At 55.9% G+C, this 14,090-nt stretch carries 18 protein-coding genes; 11 read left to right on the forward strand and 7 right to left on the reverse strand.

Annotation, left to right across the window (positions count from 1 at the left end; translation table 11 throughout):
* Positions 1 to 5: 5 nt before the first annotated feature.
* The 3 genes from flgD to flgB are packed head-to-tail and all read right to left on the reverse strand — an operon-like array spanning position 6 to position 1,529.
* Entirely contained in the window at positions 6 to 692 is a 687-nt protein-coding gene (gene flgD, locus SOM48_RS02360; RefSeq protein ID WP_094420237.1) for a flagellar hook assembly protein FlgD, read from the reverse strand.
* Between the two features lie 11 nt (positions 693 to 703).
* The gene (gene flgC / locus SOM48_RS02365; RefSeq protein WP_023481372.1) at positions 704 to 1,108 is read right to left on the reverse strand and encodes a flagellar basal body rod protein FlgC; all 405 of its coding nucleotides are present in this window, start codon (positions 1,106 to 1,108) and stop codon (positions 704 to 706) included.
* A 4-nt stretch (positions 1,109 to 1,112) separates the two neighbouring features.
* On the reverse strand, positions 1,113 to 1,529 hold the full coding sequence (flgB, locus tag SOM48_RS02370) for a flagellar basal body rod protein FlgB (RefSeq protein WP_023481616.1): 417 nt from the start codon (positions 1,527 to 1,529) through the stop codon (positions 1,113 to 1,115).
* 157 nt (positions 1,530 to 1,686) lie between these two features.
* Here flgB and flgA point away from each other — a divergent pair, with 157 nt between their 5' ends.
* The 3 genes from flgA to flgN all read left to right on the forward strand — a co-directional run bounded on the left by flgA (position 1,687) and on the right by flgN (position 3,158).
* Positions 1,687 to 2,346 (forward strand): flagellar basal body P-ring formation chaperone FlgA, encoded by a 660-nt coding sequence (flgA, locus tag SOM48_RS02375; protein ID WP_023481632.1) that lies wholly within the window; start codon positions 1,687 to 1,689, stop codon positions 2,344 to 2,346.
* Positions 2,347 to 2,437: 91 nt separating this feature from the next.
* Positions 2,438 to 2,731: a flagellar biosynthesis anti-sigma factor FlgM gene (flgM, locus tag SOM48_RS02380; RefSeq protein WP_054803927.1), complete on the forward strand. Its 294-nt coding sequence runs from the start codon at positions 2,438 to 2,440 to the stop codon at positions 2,729 to 2,731.
* Positions 2,732 to 2,735: 4 nt separating this feature from the next.
* Positions 2,736 to 3,158, forward strand: a complete 423-nt coding sequence (gene flgN / locus SOM48_RS02385; protein ID WP_023481860.1) for a flagella biosynthesis chaperone FlgN — start codon at positions 2,736 to 2,738, stop codon at positions 3,156 to 3,158.
* 69 nt (positions 3,159 to 3,227) lie between these two features.
* Here the strand turns inward: flgN and murJ are convergent, their stop codons facing one another.
* From murJ to rimJ, 4 genes are all read right to left on the reverse strand, one after another.
* Positions 3,228 to 4,763 (reverse strand): murein biosynthesis integral membrane protein MurJ, encoded by a 1,536-nt coding sequence (gene murJ, locus SOM48_RS02390; protein ID WP_139964968.1) that lies wholly within the window; start codon positions 4,761 to 4,763, stop codon positions 3,228 to 3,230.
* A 106-nt stretch (positions 4,764 to 4,869) separates the two neighbouring features.
* Complete coding sequence (locus tag SOM48_RS02395) at positions 4,870 to 5,793, reverse strand: Gfo/Idh/MocA family protein (protein WP_139567106.1); 924 nt, start codon at positions 5,791 to 5,793, stop codon at positions 4,870 to 4,872.
* 2 nt (positions 5,794 to 5,795) lie between these two features.
* Positions 5,796 to 6,443 carry a YceH family protein gene (locus tag SOM48_RS02400; RefSeq protein WP_288880247.1) on the reverse strand — a complete coding sequence of 216 codons (648 nt, stop codon included), beginning with the start codon at positions 6,441 to 6,443 and terminating at the stop codon, positions 5,796 to 5,798.
* 9 nt (positions 6,444 to 6,452) lie between these two features.
* Positions 6,453 to 7,037 carry a ribosomal protein S5-alanine N-acetyltransferase gene (gene rimJ, locus SOM48_RS02405; RefSeq protein WP_076769679.1) on the reverse strand — a complete coding sequence of 195 codons (585 nt, stop codon included), beginning with the start codon at positions 7,035 to 7,037 and terminating at the stop codon, positions 6,453 to 6,455.
* 235 nt (positions 7,038 to 7,272) lie between these two features.
* Here rimJ and mdtH point away from each other — a divergent pair, with 235 nt between their 5' ends.
* The 8 genes from mdtH to SOM48_RS02445 all read left to right on the forward strand — a co-directional run bounded on the left by mdtH (position 7,273) and on the right by SOM48_RS02445 (position 14,088).
* Entirely contained in the window at positions 7,273 to 8,481 is a 1,209-nt protein-coding gene (mdtH, locus tag SOM48_RS02410) for a multidrug efflux MFS transporter MdtH (RefSeq protein ID WP_320511366.1), read from the forward strand.
* A gap of 65 nt (positions 8,482 to 8,546) precedes the next feature.
* Complete coding sequence (gene grxB, locus SOM48_RS02415) at positions 8,547 to 9,194, forward strand: glutaredoxin 2 (RefSeq protein WP_023481875.1); 648 nt, start codon at positions 8,547 to 8,549, stop codon at positions 9,192 to 9,194.
* 121 nt (positions 9,195 to 9,315) lie between these two features.
* Complete coding sequence (locus SOM48_RS02420; protein ID WP_054803152.1) at positions 9,316 to 9,876, forward strand: lipoprotein; 561 nt, start codon at positions 9,316 to 9,318, stop codon at positions 9,874 to 9,876.
* Between the two features lie 114 nt (positions 9,877 to 9,990).
* The gene (gene pyrC, locus SOM48_RS02425; RefSeq protein ID WP_139567108.1) at positions 9,991 to 11,034 is read left to right on the forward strand and encodes a dihydroorotase; all 1,044 of its coding nucleotides are present in this window, start codon (positions 9,991 to 9,993) and stop codon (positions 11,032 to 11,034) included.
* 75 nt (positions 11,035 to 11,109) lie between these two features.
* A complete protein-coding gene (dinI, locus tag SOM48_RS02430) occupies positions 11,110 to 11,355 on the forward strand; it encodes a DNA damage-inducible protein I (protein ID WP_042714746.1) in 246 nt (81 codons plus the stop codon).
* A gap of 278 nt (positions 11,356 to 11,633) precedes the next feature.
* Positions 11,634 to 11,888, forward strand: a complete 255-nt coding sequence (bssS, locus tag SOM48_RS02435) for a biofilm formation regulator BssS (protein ID WP_023481711.1) — start codon at positions 11,634 to 11,636, stop codon at positions 11,886 to 11,888.
* A 116-nt stretch (positions 11,889 to 12,004) separates the two neighbouring features.
* Positions 12,005 to 13,123, forward strand: coding sequence for an N-methyl-L-tryptophan oxidase (gene solA, locus SOM48_RS02440; protein WP_313276030.1), 1,119 nt, complete (start codon positions 12,005 to 12,007; stop codon positions 13,121 to 13,123).
* Positions 13,124 to 13,521: 398 nt separating this feature from the next.
* Positions 13,522 to 14,088 (forward strand): cytochrome b, encoded by a 567-nt coding sequence (locus SOM48_RS02445; protein WP_054803145.1) that lies wholly within the window; start codon positions 13,522 to 13,524, stop codon positions 14,086 to 14,088.
* Positions 14,089 to 14,090: the final 2 nt, after the last annotated feature.

Genomic DNA, 14,090 nt, shown 5'->3' on the forward strand with positions numbered 1-14,090 from the left:
AGGCTTTAAATAATCTGTCGTACTTCGTCGAGTGTGGTACTTCCGTAAGTACCTAAATCCAGTGTGCTTCCCTTGTCGCCGCGGGTGACACCCTGTACCAGCGCAAACTGCAGCGGTTGTGCAACCAGCTGCGTTGTGCCGGAGCTGGCCGCGATAGATACCGTATATGAGTTATCCGGTGCTACGCTGCCATCTGTCATTTTGCCGTCCCAACTAAAGGTGTGGACGCCAGCTTTCAGACCGCCGAGTTCAATAGTCCGTACCGGCGTACCGCTCTTATCGCTCACGATGGCGGTCACTTTGTCGGCAGTCTGCGTCAGTTCTACGCCAAACGGCGTGGATGTTCCTTTGCCCACCAGCACGGTCTGTCCCGGGATCATCACGCCGTGACCAATCAGGGTGCTCGCCTGCAGCGACTGATTGTTATCAAGCTGTCCGGAGATGGAGCCGAGGGTGGTATTCAGTTTCTCAATCCCGCTTACGGTGCTGATCTGCGCCAGCTGCGTGGTCAGCTCGTTGTTCTGCAGCGGGTTGGTGGGATCCTGGTTCTTTAACTGCGCAACCAGCAGCGTCAAAAAGCTGCCCTGAAGGTCGGATGCGCTGTTAGTGCCGGTAGCCGTGGTACCGGACGTTTTACTGGTCGTCGAGACGCCGTTGTTAATCGGGTCGTTAATATTTACGCTGATAGACATACGGGGCCCCTTTACTGACCGAGAGTGAGCGTTTTGAGCATCATGCTCTTCACGGTGTTCAGCACTTCAACGTTCGCCTGGTAGCTGCGCGACGCGGACATGCTGTTAACCATTTCGCCCACGACATCGACGTTAGGCATTTTTACGTAGCCGCTTGCATCTGCCAGCGGGTTACCAGGTTCATACACCAGCTTGTCCGGCGCCTGGCTTTCAATCACATCCGCCACTTTTACGCCGCCCGTTGCCTGGCCCGGTGCTGCATCGACCTGAAAGACAACCTGTTTAGCGCGATACGGCTGACCGTCGGGTCCGGTTACGCTGTCGGCGTTCGCCAGGTTACTGGCGGCGACGTTCATACGTTTGGACTGTGCGGTCAGCGCGGAGCCTGCGACATCAAAGATATTCAGTAATGCCATTTAATTAGTTCCCCTGTTGCAGAACACTCATCATGCTTTTGATCTGCCCGCCCAGCACGGTCAACCCGGTCTGGTATTTGACGCTGTTGTCGGCGAACTGGGTACGTTCACGATCCATATCGACGGTGTTGCCATCCAGCGATGGTTGATCGGGAATGCGATAAAGCAGATCGGTAGACGGGCCGGTCATCGCCTGCGCCGGAATGTGGCGCGAAGAGGTGAGCGCCAGCGATACACCGCTGCCTTCAGCCCGACCGCGCTCCATCACTTTTTTTAATTCACTGGAAAAATCCATATCGCGCGCCTGAAACCCTGGGGTGTCGGCGTTAGCAATATTTGCTGCCAGAATCTCCTGGCGCTGGGCGCTCAGGTTCAGCGCTTCCTGTTGAAAGCGCAGTGCGGCATCAAGTTTATCGAGCATGGCTCCCTCACTGATGACAATTATTTAGCCAACAGCTTAAATCGCCCCTTGCAAACTTATCGTTGGAATAAGGGCAAAATGCGTCGCTATTTTTTGCGTTGATAGATTTGCAAAGCGGTTAAAATCTCCTCATCTGGTTCAACAGGCTTGTTTTGCGATGAAGACGTTGAAAGGCGGTGTAGCCGCAATCTTATTGTTATTAAGCCCCTTTTCTCAGGCAGCGGATCTGCAGGCGCAACTGACGTCGCTTTTCGCCCAGCGTCTGGCTGGCTTTAGCGATGAGGTGGTGGTAAACATTCGCACCCCGCAAAGCCAGTTACCGGCATGCGATCAGCCGACCCTGAGCGTGGTGGGCGGCGCGAAGCTGTGGGGCAACATGAATGTGATGGCGAACTGCGCGGGTACGAAACGCTTTGTGCAGGTCGAAGTCCAGGCGACCGGCAACTATGTCGTGGCGGTGCAGCCTGTTGCGCGCGGCGCGACATTGCAGGCCGGGAGCGTGGCGTTACAGCGCGGCCGGCTCGATCAGTTGCCGCCGAGAACCATGCTCGATATCAACATGGCGCAGGACGCGGTAAGCTTGCGCGATCTGGCGCCGGGTCAGGCAATTCAGCTCTCAATGGTGCGTCAGGCATGGCGGATTAAAGCCGGCCAGCGCGTACAGGTTGTGGCGTCCGGAGATGGCTTTAGTGTGAACAGCGAAGGTCAGGCGATGAACAATGCGGCAGTGGCGCAAAATGCCCGTGTTCGCATGGCTTCAGGGCAGATAGTTAGCGGCACGGTTAATTCTGATGGGAATATTCTTATTAACCTATAAATTGCTTAAAGAACTAATGCTATCTGCCGATAAGTTAGTAAGACTGAAGAAATCTGGCCCGAAACGCCGCGAACCTCAATGAGGAAACATTATGAGCATCGATCGTACCTCTTCCCTGAAGCCGGTTAACACCGTTCAACAGCGTGAGACTAACGAAACCCAGACGCAGAAAACGCGTCAGGAAACTGCCGCGACGGCAAACAGCACCAACGTCACGCTCAGCGGTTCCCAAACCAGGCTGATGCAGGCGGGCGCTAACGACATCAATATGGAACGCGTTGAAAAACTGAAAACCGCGATTCGTAATGGTGAACTCAAAATGGACACCGGCAAAATTGCTGATGCCCTGATTAACGAAGCGAAGAGTTACTTACAGAGTAAATAACCGTATGAATCGACTGTCAGATATTCTTGATCAAATGACAGTTATCCTGAGCGCTCTGAAAGACGTGATGGATACTGAGCAAAAACAGCTTTCCGTTGGCCATCTCAATGGCAGCGCGCTACAGCGCATTACGGAGGAGAAAAGCTCCTTGCTCGCGACGCTGGACTACCTTGAGCAGCAGCGTCGTGCCGAACAGAAAACGCAACAAAACGCCTCAGGCGATGTTGCCAATCGCTGGCAGATCATCACGCAGAAAACGCAGCATTTACGCGACCTCAACCAGCACAACGGCTGGCTGCTGGAGGGGCAAATCGCGCGCAACCAGCAGGCACTGGAAGTCCTGAAACCGCATCAGGAACCGAGCCTCTACGGTGCGAATGGCTATGCCTCATCCGCCAATCGCGGCGGCAAGAAGATTGCGATTTAATTCGACGATAGCGTGACTACGCCGTTGTGAATATGCCAGGGGTCTCCCTCTGGCTTTTTGCGTTGCTTTTTATACCGTCCGGCGCGCGAACTCTTTCACTTTAAACCCGAGCAGCGCAAGGGTAACAAAGTAAGCAACAATACCCGCCCCAACCACTATCATCAGGCGCAGCAAGCGGTACGGCATTGTTCCTGTCGCCCAGTCAGGCATCACATACAGCATCCCTACCAGCGCGGCGGCCATGACTACCACGGCAATCACCAGACGAAGCAGAAAACGGCTCCAGCCCGGCTGCGGGGTAAAGATCTTCTGCTTGCGCAGCTGCCAGTAGAGCAGGCTGGCATTGAGACAGGCCGCCAGACCAATCGACAGCGACAGCCCGGCATGCTTCAGCGGGCCGATAAAGGCCAGGTTCATCACCTGGGTCATCAGCAGCGTCACAATGGCGATTTTGACCGGCGTTTTAATGTCCTGGCGTGAATAGAAGCCTGGTGCCAAGACCTTCACCACGATCAAACCCATCAACCCGACCGAGTAGGCGATCAGCGCGCGCTGAGTCATTGCCGCATCAAAGGCGGTGAATTTACCATACTGGAACAGCGAAACGGTCAACGGCTTGGCGAGAATGCCGAGCGCTACGGCACTGGGCAGCGCCAGCAGGAAACAGAGGCGCAGGCCCCAGTCCATCAAGCGGCAATACTCCTCCTGATTGCCGCTGGAGAAACTTTTCGACAGCGACGGCAGCAGGATTGTCCCGAGCGCCACGCCCAGCACGCCGGAGGGGAACTCCATTAAGCGGTCAGCGTAATACATCCACGACACGGAGCCGGAGACGAGGAACGAGGCGAATATGGTGTTGATGATAAGCGAGATCTGGCTGACAGAAACGCCAAGGATCGCCGGCCCCATCTGCTTCACCACCCGCATCGCCCCCGCGTCGCGCAGGTTGATGCGCGGCAGCACCAGCATGCCAATCTTCTTCAGATGCGGCAGTTGATAGACCAGTTGCAGCACGCCGCCAACGGTGACCGCCCAGGCCAGCGCCAGCACCGGCGGATGGAAGTAAGGCGCGGCGAAGAGCGCAAAACCAATCATGCTGACATTGAGAAAGGTGGGCGCAAACGCCGGCACTGAGAAGCGGTTCCAGGTATTGAGGATCGCCCCCGCCAGCGACGCCAGCGAGATCAGCAGAATATAGGGAAAGGTGATGCGCAGCAGCTGCGAGGTGAGGTTGAATTTATCTGCCGTATCGGCAAACCCCGGCGCAGTAACGAGGATCACCCAGGGGGCGGCGAGCATCCCGATAACGGTGACTATCGCCAGCGCAAGGGTCAGCAGGCCTGAAACATAGGCGACAAAGACGCGGGTGGCATCTTCGCCCTGTTTGCTTTTGTACTCGGCGAGGATCGGCACAAAGGCCTGGGAAAAGGCGCCCTCGGCAAAAATACGCCGTAACAGGTTGGGCAGTTTAAAGGCGACAAAGAAGGCGTCCGTTGCCATCCCTGCACCAAACACCCGTGCCACAATGGCATCGCGCGCGAAGCCCAGCACGCGGGAAAACATTGTCATGGAGCTGACTGCCGCCAGCGATTTGAGTAGGTTCATTCTGGTTTCCATAAGACACAACGCCTGCAATGCAGGCGTTGGGATACAGCGAAGCGCTTAGTCTACAGGGAAAAAAGCGAATTACTATCGCCTGCGTTACCCCGCATTATTCACTCATCGCCTCGCGCCAGAGCTTCTCCACCACGCGCTGCGCAAGGATCGCCTGCTCGCCCGCCGTTTCCGGAACCGTCTGATTTTGCACACACTCGATAAAGTGGCGCGCGCAGCCGGCAAAACCGCGCTGCTCCAGCACGCTCTGCCAGCCGGGGATTGGGCGCGCGATAACCCCCTGCCCGCGCTCTTCGCGCCACTCGCGCATATCAGTAATATCCACCAGCCCGCCGTCGGTCACCGCCTGCACCCACTCGCGCTGGCTGCCCGCCCGCCGGTGCATACTGGTAGTGATGTGCAGCGTGTCGGCGCTGAAGTGGTGCTCAGCATAGAGCATTGCGCCGTCGTCGGTGGTTTGCAGCGTGCCGCTCTGGATCTGTACACGACCGCCCGCCAGCCATAGCGCAGTGTCGACCACATGGAGGTAGTCATCAAGCAGCGTAAAGCGCAGGTCGTGCGGCCCGACGCTATCGGCGCGGTGTTTATCCATACGCAGCGACGCCGCCTGCGGCATCTGCTGTTTCAACTCGCGGTAGAGCGGCGAGAAGCGGCGGTTAAAGCCAACCATCAGCGTCAGCTTTTTGCGCGCCGCCAGCTCGACTAAGCGCTCGGCATCTTTCAGGTTTTCCGCCAGCGGTTTATCAACGCAGACATGCACGCCAAGGTTGAGCAGCTCGCTCACCACAGCAAAATGTGAGGCGGTTGAGGTGTGCACGAAAACCGCATCGCACTGTGCCGCCAGCGATGCCAGCGAATCTGCATAAGGAATGCGCCAGGTTTCACACACTCGCAGGGCTTTATCCCGCGTTGGCGACCAGGCCGCCGCCAACGTCCACTCCGTTGCCGCGCCCAGCACCGGCAACCAGGCTTTCTGCGCGATACCGCCCAGCCCTACTACACCAATCCGTAATGTCGCCACGCTTAATCCCCTAAATGTGCCAGCAGCGAATCGAGACGCTGCTTCAGTTCCGCAACTTCGATCTCCAGCGCCTCAACGCGCGCCTCAAGCGTCTGCTCGGAGGGCGCTACGGCTTCGACTACATTGATCAGCGTCTGCATATCGCCACTGAAGAGGTGCATATAGCGGCTTTCACGCTTGCCCGGCTCGCGCGGCAGGCGCACCACATAGGGGCCATCTTCACGGTTTGCCAGTTGCTCAAGGGCGTTTTCCACCTCGGCCATATCAGAAAAACGGTGCATGCGTTCCGCACGGCCACGCAGTTCACCCGGCGTTTGCGGCCCGCGCAGCAACAGCGTGGCGATAAGCGCCACCTCTGCCGGGCTTAACTTCAGATCGCCAAATTCAGAGTTACAGAAGCGCTGCTCATATTTAGTCACCCGATTACCAAAACCGCTGACGGTGCGCAGGTAGTGACGCTTCACCAGCTCATCAAGCACCTGTTGCACCTCCTGCTCGCTCAGGTTCATCACCGGCTCGCGGTTGGTTTTCTGATTACAGGCCGTCACCACGCCGTTGATGGAAAGCGGATACTGCTCCGGCGTGGTGACCTGCTTCTCCAGCAGGCAGCCGATAACCCGCGCCTCGATGGCGGTGAGTTGATACTTCATCTCTGCTCCTTAGCGTCCCGGAGTCCACTCCTGGGCGGTTAATGCGGTGAGGACGTGGTCGCGCCACTGCCCGTCAATCAATAAATAGGATTTGGCATAGCCCTCTTTTTCAAACCCGAGGCGCGCCAGCAAGTCGCCGCTGCGTTTATTGTGCGGCATATAGTTGGCCATTATGCGGTGCATATGTTGCGTGCGCTGCATATAGCGAATGGCGGATGTCAGGGCTTCAAACATCAGGCCTTGACCCTGCCACTTCTGGCCGATGGAGTAGCCGAGATAACAGGCGTGAAACGAGCCGCGCACCACGTTGGAAAAGTTGGCGACGCCGACGATCTCTTTCTCTTCGGGATCGAGCAGGGCGAAGTAAAAAGCGGAGCCCTGTTTATGAAACTCATTGATCATCCCCAGACGCGCCTGCCAGCCGGAAGGGTAACAGTGGCTCTCATCGCGGACAGGCTCCCAGGGCTTTAAAAACTGGCGATTTTCCGCATAATAATCCGCAAGCCGCCACGCATCGCGCTCGTGAACCAGGCGCACCACTAATCTGTCCGTTACCAAGCGTACTTTCGGCACATTACTGCGATAGCCAAACATGTTTACCACTCCTTCGTTTCGCGGCTTTTTTTACCCCTTCTCTTTACTATACCTTTGCTCTGCGACTCTGTGAAAACAGCAACATGGCATTTTCTGCGCCGCGCCCCCTTTTCGATGAAAAGTCTCAATCAAACGCCCGCCTTGATAAAAAAATATTGTCGCGGTGAATGTGTGAAAACGGTTGCCGAAGCCGCAGAATAGAGGCGTCACCTTTTTCTGATTTCCCGGAGGGGAAATGGCGCGCATCTCGCAGGCAAGGAGCCTGGGTAAATATTTCCTGCTGGTCGATAATTTTTTGGTGGTGCTCGGTTTTTTTGTTGTCTTCCCCCTGATTTCCATTCGTTTTGTTGATCAACTTGGCTGGGCCGCGCTGATGGTCGGGATCGCGCTCGGCCTGCGTCAGTTTATTCAGCAGGGGCTAGGCATGTTTGGCGGCGCGATCGCCGACCGCTTTGGCGCAAAACCGCTGATTGTCACCGGCATGCTGATGCGCGCAGCGGGATTCGCGGCGATGGGGATGGCACATGAGCCGTGGGTGCTATGGCTCTCCTGTATCCTTTCCGGGCTTGGCGGCACGCTGTTCGACCCGCCGCGTTCGGCGCTGGTGGTCAAACTGGTGCGTCCTCGCCAGCGCGGACGCTTCTTCTCGCTACTGATGATGCAGGATAGCGCCGGGGCGGTTATCGGCGCGCTACTCGGCAGCTGGCTGCTGCAATATGATTTCCGTCTGGTGTGCGCCGCCGGGGCGCTGATGTTTATCCTCTGCGCCGGCTTTAACGCCTGGCTGCTGCCGGCGTGGAAGCTCTCGACGGCGAAAACGCCGGTGCGCGAAGGCTTAGCCCGCGTGCTGCGTGACAAGAAGTTCGTCACCTATGTCTTAACGCTCAGCGGTTACTACATGCTGGCGGTACAGGTGATGCTGATGCTGCCGATTATGGTCAACGACGTTGCCGGTTCGCCGACGCCAGTTAAATGGATGTACGCCATTGAGGCCTGTCTCTCGCTGACGCTGCTCTACCCGATTGCTCGCTGGAGCGAAAAACGCTTTCGCCTTGAGCAGCGCTTGATGTTCGGCCTGGTGGTGATGTCATTCAGCCTCTTTCCGATGGGCATGGTCGGCTCCCTGCAACAGCTTTTTACACTTATCTGCACCTTCTATATCGGCTCGATTATCGCCGAACCGGCGCGGGAAACCCTGAGCGCGCAGCTGGCCGATGCGCGGGCGCGCGGCAGTTATATGGGCTTTAGCCGCTTAGGTCTGGCCTTTGGCGGCGCGCTTGGCTATGCCGGCGGCGGCTGGCTGTTTGACGCCGGGAAAGCCTTTCGCCAGCCGGAGCTGCCGTGGATGATGCTCGGCGTGATTGGGCTTATCACCTCCCTTGCGCTGCTGTGGCAGTTTGCCCCCCGCCGCGTTCAGCCGCCGATGCTCGAACCCGGCGCCTGATTTGCGCCACCTCTACCTCTCTTCCATACTGATTAGTGATGGATAAACCAGTATGGAGGAGAAACGTGAAACTCTACATTTACGATCACTGCCCTTTCTGTGTAAAAGCCCGCATGATTTTCGGCCTTAAGAATCTCCCGGTTGAACTCCATGTCCTGCAAAGCGATGACGAAGCGACGCCGACCCGCATGATTGGTCAGAAGATGGCGCCGATCCTGCAAAAAGATGACAGCCGCTACCTGCCCGAAAGCCTCGATATTGTTCACTACGTTGATAAGCTCGACGGTCAACCGCTGCTGACCGGCTCGCGCAATCCGAAGATCGAGGAGTGGCTGCGTAAGGTGAATGGCTACGTTAATAAGCTGCTGATCCCGCGCTTCGCGCAGGCCCCCTTTGACGAATTTTCCACCCCGCAGGCGCGCGCCTACTTCACCGCCAAAAAAGAGGCGGCGATTGGCGATTTTGCCGATCACCTCTCCCACTCTGCCGGGCTGGTGAAGAACATCAGCGACGATCTGCGCGCGCTGGAGAAGCACATCGTGCAGCCGAATGCCGTCAACGGCGAACTGTCGGAAGATGATATTCATCTCTTCCCGCTGCTGCGTAACCTGACGATTGTCAGCGGCATTACGTGGCCGACCCGCGTCGCCGATTACCGCGACAACATGGCGAAACAGACCCAGGTTAACCTTCTCTCTTCCATGGCTATCTAAGCCATTCATGGCGGAAGCGTCCGGCTTCCGCCCCTTCTTTAAGTATTTTCTGCTGGCCTTTGCGCCGGGCGTCGCGCATGCTACACCTCGATCGAGGCATCAGGACCACGTTGAGGAATTCATGAAGAAGATGATTTTGGCCGCAGCACTCATGCTGAGCGGCGTGCTGGTGGGTTGCAATCAGCTGACCCAATACACAATCAGCGAACAGGAGATTAACCAGGCCCTGGAGAAACGGAATAACTTTGCCAAAGATATTGGCGTGCCGGGTGTGGCTGATGCGCATATTGTTCTCAGCAATCTTGCCAGCGCGATTGGCCGCGAAGAGCCAAACAAAATCACCTTAACGGGCGATGCCAATCTGGATATGACCTCGCTGTTCGGCAATCAAAAAGCGGTGATCAAGCTGAAGCTGAAAGCGCTGCCGACCTTTGATAAAGATCAGGGCGCAATCTACCTGCATGAGATGGAAGTGGTGGACGCGACGGTAACACCGGAAAAGATGCAGACCGTGCTACAAACCGTGATGCCTTACCTGAACCAGTCTCTGCGCAACTACTTTAACCAGCGCCCGGCCTATGTGCTGAAAGAAGACAGTACCAAAGGCGAAGCGCTGGCGAAGAAATATGCCAAAGGCATTGAGGTGAAGCCGGGCGAGATTGTCATCCCGCTTACCGACTGAATCACTGGGCGCCTGGCGCCCTTTTTTTCAGGAAAAGGATGCAAACGAAAACGTTTCCCCTTATGCTTGGTCTCCGGCAAAAACAGCCCTTTCTCACTTAGCCGGAGCCCTCCAATGACACAACCTCAGGTTTTGAAAATCCGCCGTCCTGACGACTGGCATCTCCATCTGCGCGACGGCGATATGCTGAAAACCGTGGTGCCGTGGACCAGCGAAACCTACGCCCGCGCCATTGTGATGCCGAATCTGGCTCCCCCTGTAACTACCGTTGAGGCGGCTATCGCCTATCGTCAGCGTATCCTTGACGCGGTGCCTGCCGGTCAGCACTTCGAACCGCTGATGACCTGCTACCTGACCGACAGCCTGGATCCTGATGAGATCGAACGCGGCTTTGCGGAAAAGGTGTTTACGGCGGCGAAGCTCTACCCGGCAAACGCCACCACCAACTCCAGCCACGGCGTCACCAGTATTGATGCCATCATGCCGGTGCTTGAGCGTATGGAGACGCTCGGCATGCCGCTGCTGGTGCATGGCGAAGTGACCCACGCCGAGATCGATATTTTCGATCGTGAGGCGCGCTTTATTGAGACGGTGATGGAGCCGCTGCGCAAGCGGCTGCCGGGCCTGAAGGTGGTATTCGAGCATATTACCACCAAAGATGCCGCCGACTATGTGCGCGACGGCAATGAGCGGCTGGCCGCCACCATCACCCCGCAGCATTTGCTGTTTAACCGCAACCATATGCTGGTGGGCGGCGTACGCCCGCACCTCTACTGCTTACCGATCTTAAAGCGTAATATCCACCAGCAGGCGCTGCGTGAGCTGGTCGCCAGCGGGTTTGATCGCGTCTTCCTAGGCACCGACTCGGCTCCGCATGCCCGCCATCGCAAAGAGGCGAGCTGCGGCTGTGCAGGCTGTTTCAATGCGCCAACGGCGCTGGCAAGCTACGCCACGGTGTTTGAGGAGATGAATGCGCTGCAGCACTTCGAAGCCTTCTGCTCCCTCAACGGGCCGCGCTTCTATGGCCTGCCGGTGAATGAAGCGTTTATTGAACTGGTGCGGGAAGAGTGCGTGGTGCCGGAGTCGATTGCACTGGCTGACGATACGCTGGTGCCCTTCCTCGCCGGTGAAACCGTGCGCTGGCAGGTGAAGCGCTAAAAATTATTATGCCCCCTGTTGTAATGTGTTCTGATTAACTGTATAAACATACAGTATCTTACACAGGGGGCTGTTATGCGCATTGAAGTGACGATTGCCAGAACCACATCTTTACCCGCAGGCGCTATCGATGCGCTGGCAGGTGAGTTATCCCGCCGTCTGAATGACCACTATCCCGATCGCGAAAATAAAATTTCTGTCCGTTATGCGTCGGCAAATAATCTCTCCGTCCTCGGCGGCGCAAAAGAAGATAAAGACCGCGTTAGCGAAATCCTGCAAGAGACCTGGGAAAGCGCTGACGATTGGTTTATCACCGATTAATTTCCCTCTGAAGTTGAAGTTATTGCCGGGTCGCCCCGGCTTTTTTTGCTTCATTTTCAAGCAAAACCGTAACATCTGATTTTTTCAGTGAAATGAGTCGCTTATCTTTTCACCACTCGCTTAAGAAAAATCTATGACTACAAAAAAGATGTTGCAGAGTGTTTATTTTCCCGATCATGAGGCCGGGTTGTTGATATACTGAAAAGGCTTCAAATTAAAACACGCATTGAACCTCGAACGTCGTTGTCTAATTAAAACACGCCAAACAGGGGGTTATGATGGTAAAGAATAATGAAGTCATCCAGACCCATCCACTGGTCGGATGGGACATCAGCACCGTAGACAGCTATGACGCACTGATGCTTCGGTTGCACTACCAGACCCCGAACAGAGCCGCTCAGGAAGGGACTGAAATCGGTCAGACGTTATGGTTAACAACCGATGTTGCCCGCCAGTTTATTTCGATTCTGGAAGCGGGCATTGCCAAGATTGAATCAGGCGATTACGAAAAAGACGAGTATAAAAGGCATTAACACCATCTGCGCATACTCCATACCAGGCACCCTCGCGGTGCCTTTCTTTTTTCTGCCCTTGTATAAGCCCCCCAGGTTATTTACCCTCCTGAACACGCATTTGCCTGGAGAGAACCATGACATACGACCTGATTATTATCGGTAGCGGATCCGTCGGCGCAGCAGCGGGCTACTACGCCACGCGCGCCGGGCTAAAGGTGCTGATGACCGATGCGCATATGCCGCCGCACAATGAAGGCAGCCATCACGGCAATACGCGCCTGATCCGCCACGCCTATGGCGAAGGTGAGAAATATGTTCCGCTGGTGCTGCGTGCCCAGCAGTTATGGGATGAACTGAACACGCTCACCGGTGAAGCTGTGTTTGAGCGTACCGGCGTCGTCAATTTTGGCCCGGCGGATTCCGCCTTCCTCGCCAACGTCGCCGCCAGCGCCGCGCAGTGGAAGCTGGCGCTGGAAAAACTCGATGCCGCCTCGCTGATGGCGCGCTGGCCAGAAATTCGTGTCCCTGATGATTACATTGCGCTCTATGAAGCCGACTCCGGCGTACTACACAGCGAGCTGGCGATCAAAAGCTGGGTCCAGCTGGCTGAACAGGCAGGCTGCGCGCAGCTCTTCAATTGCCCGGTTACCGCCCTGCACCACCATCAGGATGGCGTCACCATTGATACCCCGGAAGGGAGCTTCTCCGGCAAAAAAGCGCTGGTGAGCGCTGGCACCTGGGCGAAAACGCTGCTGCCAACCCTGCCGATTCAGCCGGTGCGCAAAGTGTTTGCCTGGTTCCAGGCCGATGGCCGTTACAGCGTGAAAAATAACTTCCCGGCCTTTACCGGCGAGATGCCGAACGGCGAGCACTACTACGGCTTCCCGGCGGATGAGAATGAGTTAAAGATCGGCCGCCACAACGGCGGACAGGTGATTAACGCCGCTGACGAGCGCACGCCGTTTGGCGCAGAAGCCGGCGACGGCTCGGAGTGCTTCTCCTTTTTACGCCAGCATCTTCCGGGCATTGGCGGCTGTCTGTATGGCGCGTCCTGCACCTATGACAACTCGCCCGATGAAGATTTTATTATCGATACCGTGCCAGACGCGCCGAACACGCTGGTGGTAACCGGCCTGAGCGGTCACGGCTTTAAATTTGCCCCGGTGCTCGGCGAAATTGCCAGCGCCTTCGCGCAGCAGAAAACGCTGGATTTCGATTTACAGCCCTTCTCCCTCGCCCGTTTTACGCGTTGAATTCACGGCGGCCCTATTTCGGGGCCGTTTCTTTTGGTGGCAAATAAAGTAATCACCTGCGTGAAAATGTGGCGGCATATATTCTCAGCCGTCGGCTTTCTTTTAATTGTGCTTGCCGTCGCGCATGCCAAAATGCTTACAAAAGCTGACACTTAGCGATTTATTCGTCTTTTACAGACAATATTTTTGAATACTTCAGAAGTATGACACCAGGCTTAAGCTGCTGCTAATCCTGCCTTAAACGTTTCAACTTTCTAATAGCCTGAATATAAACTGGCAAACTTATTCAAAAATTATGTTATAGAAAAAATAACAAACCAATTCGTTATTTTTGAGTTGCAATATTTGCTCACTGACGCCATTTTAAATTAACTTTTGGTTAACAGTGATGACCCGTTATGCAATTTCGCAACTCTCCGGCGCGCTACGGTTTTATTTCCGTGACGCTTCACTGGCTGGTCGCCATCGTGGTGTATGGCATGTTCGCCTTAGGGTTATGGATGGTCACGCTCAGCTATTATGATGGCTGGTATCATCAGGCACCCGAAATCCATAAAAGTATCGGCATTCTGCTGATGTTTGGCCTGGTGATCCGCCTGCTGTGGCGTTTTATCTCCCCGCCACCACCGCCGTTGAAAAGCTACTCCACCGCCACGCGCATCGCCGCGGTTGTTGCCCATATCGTTCTCTACCTGCTGCTGTTTGGCATCGTCTTTAGCGGCTATCTCATCTCCACCGCCGATGGTAAACCGATTAACGTCTTTGGCCTGTTTGAGATCCCTGCCACGCTTGCCGATGCCGGCTCGCAGGCGGACCTCGCCGGAACCATTCACCTGTGGCTGGCCTGGAGCGTAGTGGTTCTCTCCGTGCTGCACGGCCTTGCTGCCTTTAAACACCATTTCATTGATAAAGACGCCACTCTCAAGCGGATGCTGGGAAAATCGTCACCTGACTCTGGAGCATAAGT

It is taken from the genome of Kosakonia sp. CFBP8986 (assembly GCF_034044935.1).
Lineage (GTDB): Bacteria > Pseudomonadota > Gammaproteobacteria > Enterobacterales > Enterobacteriaceae > Kosakonia > Kosakonia cowanii.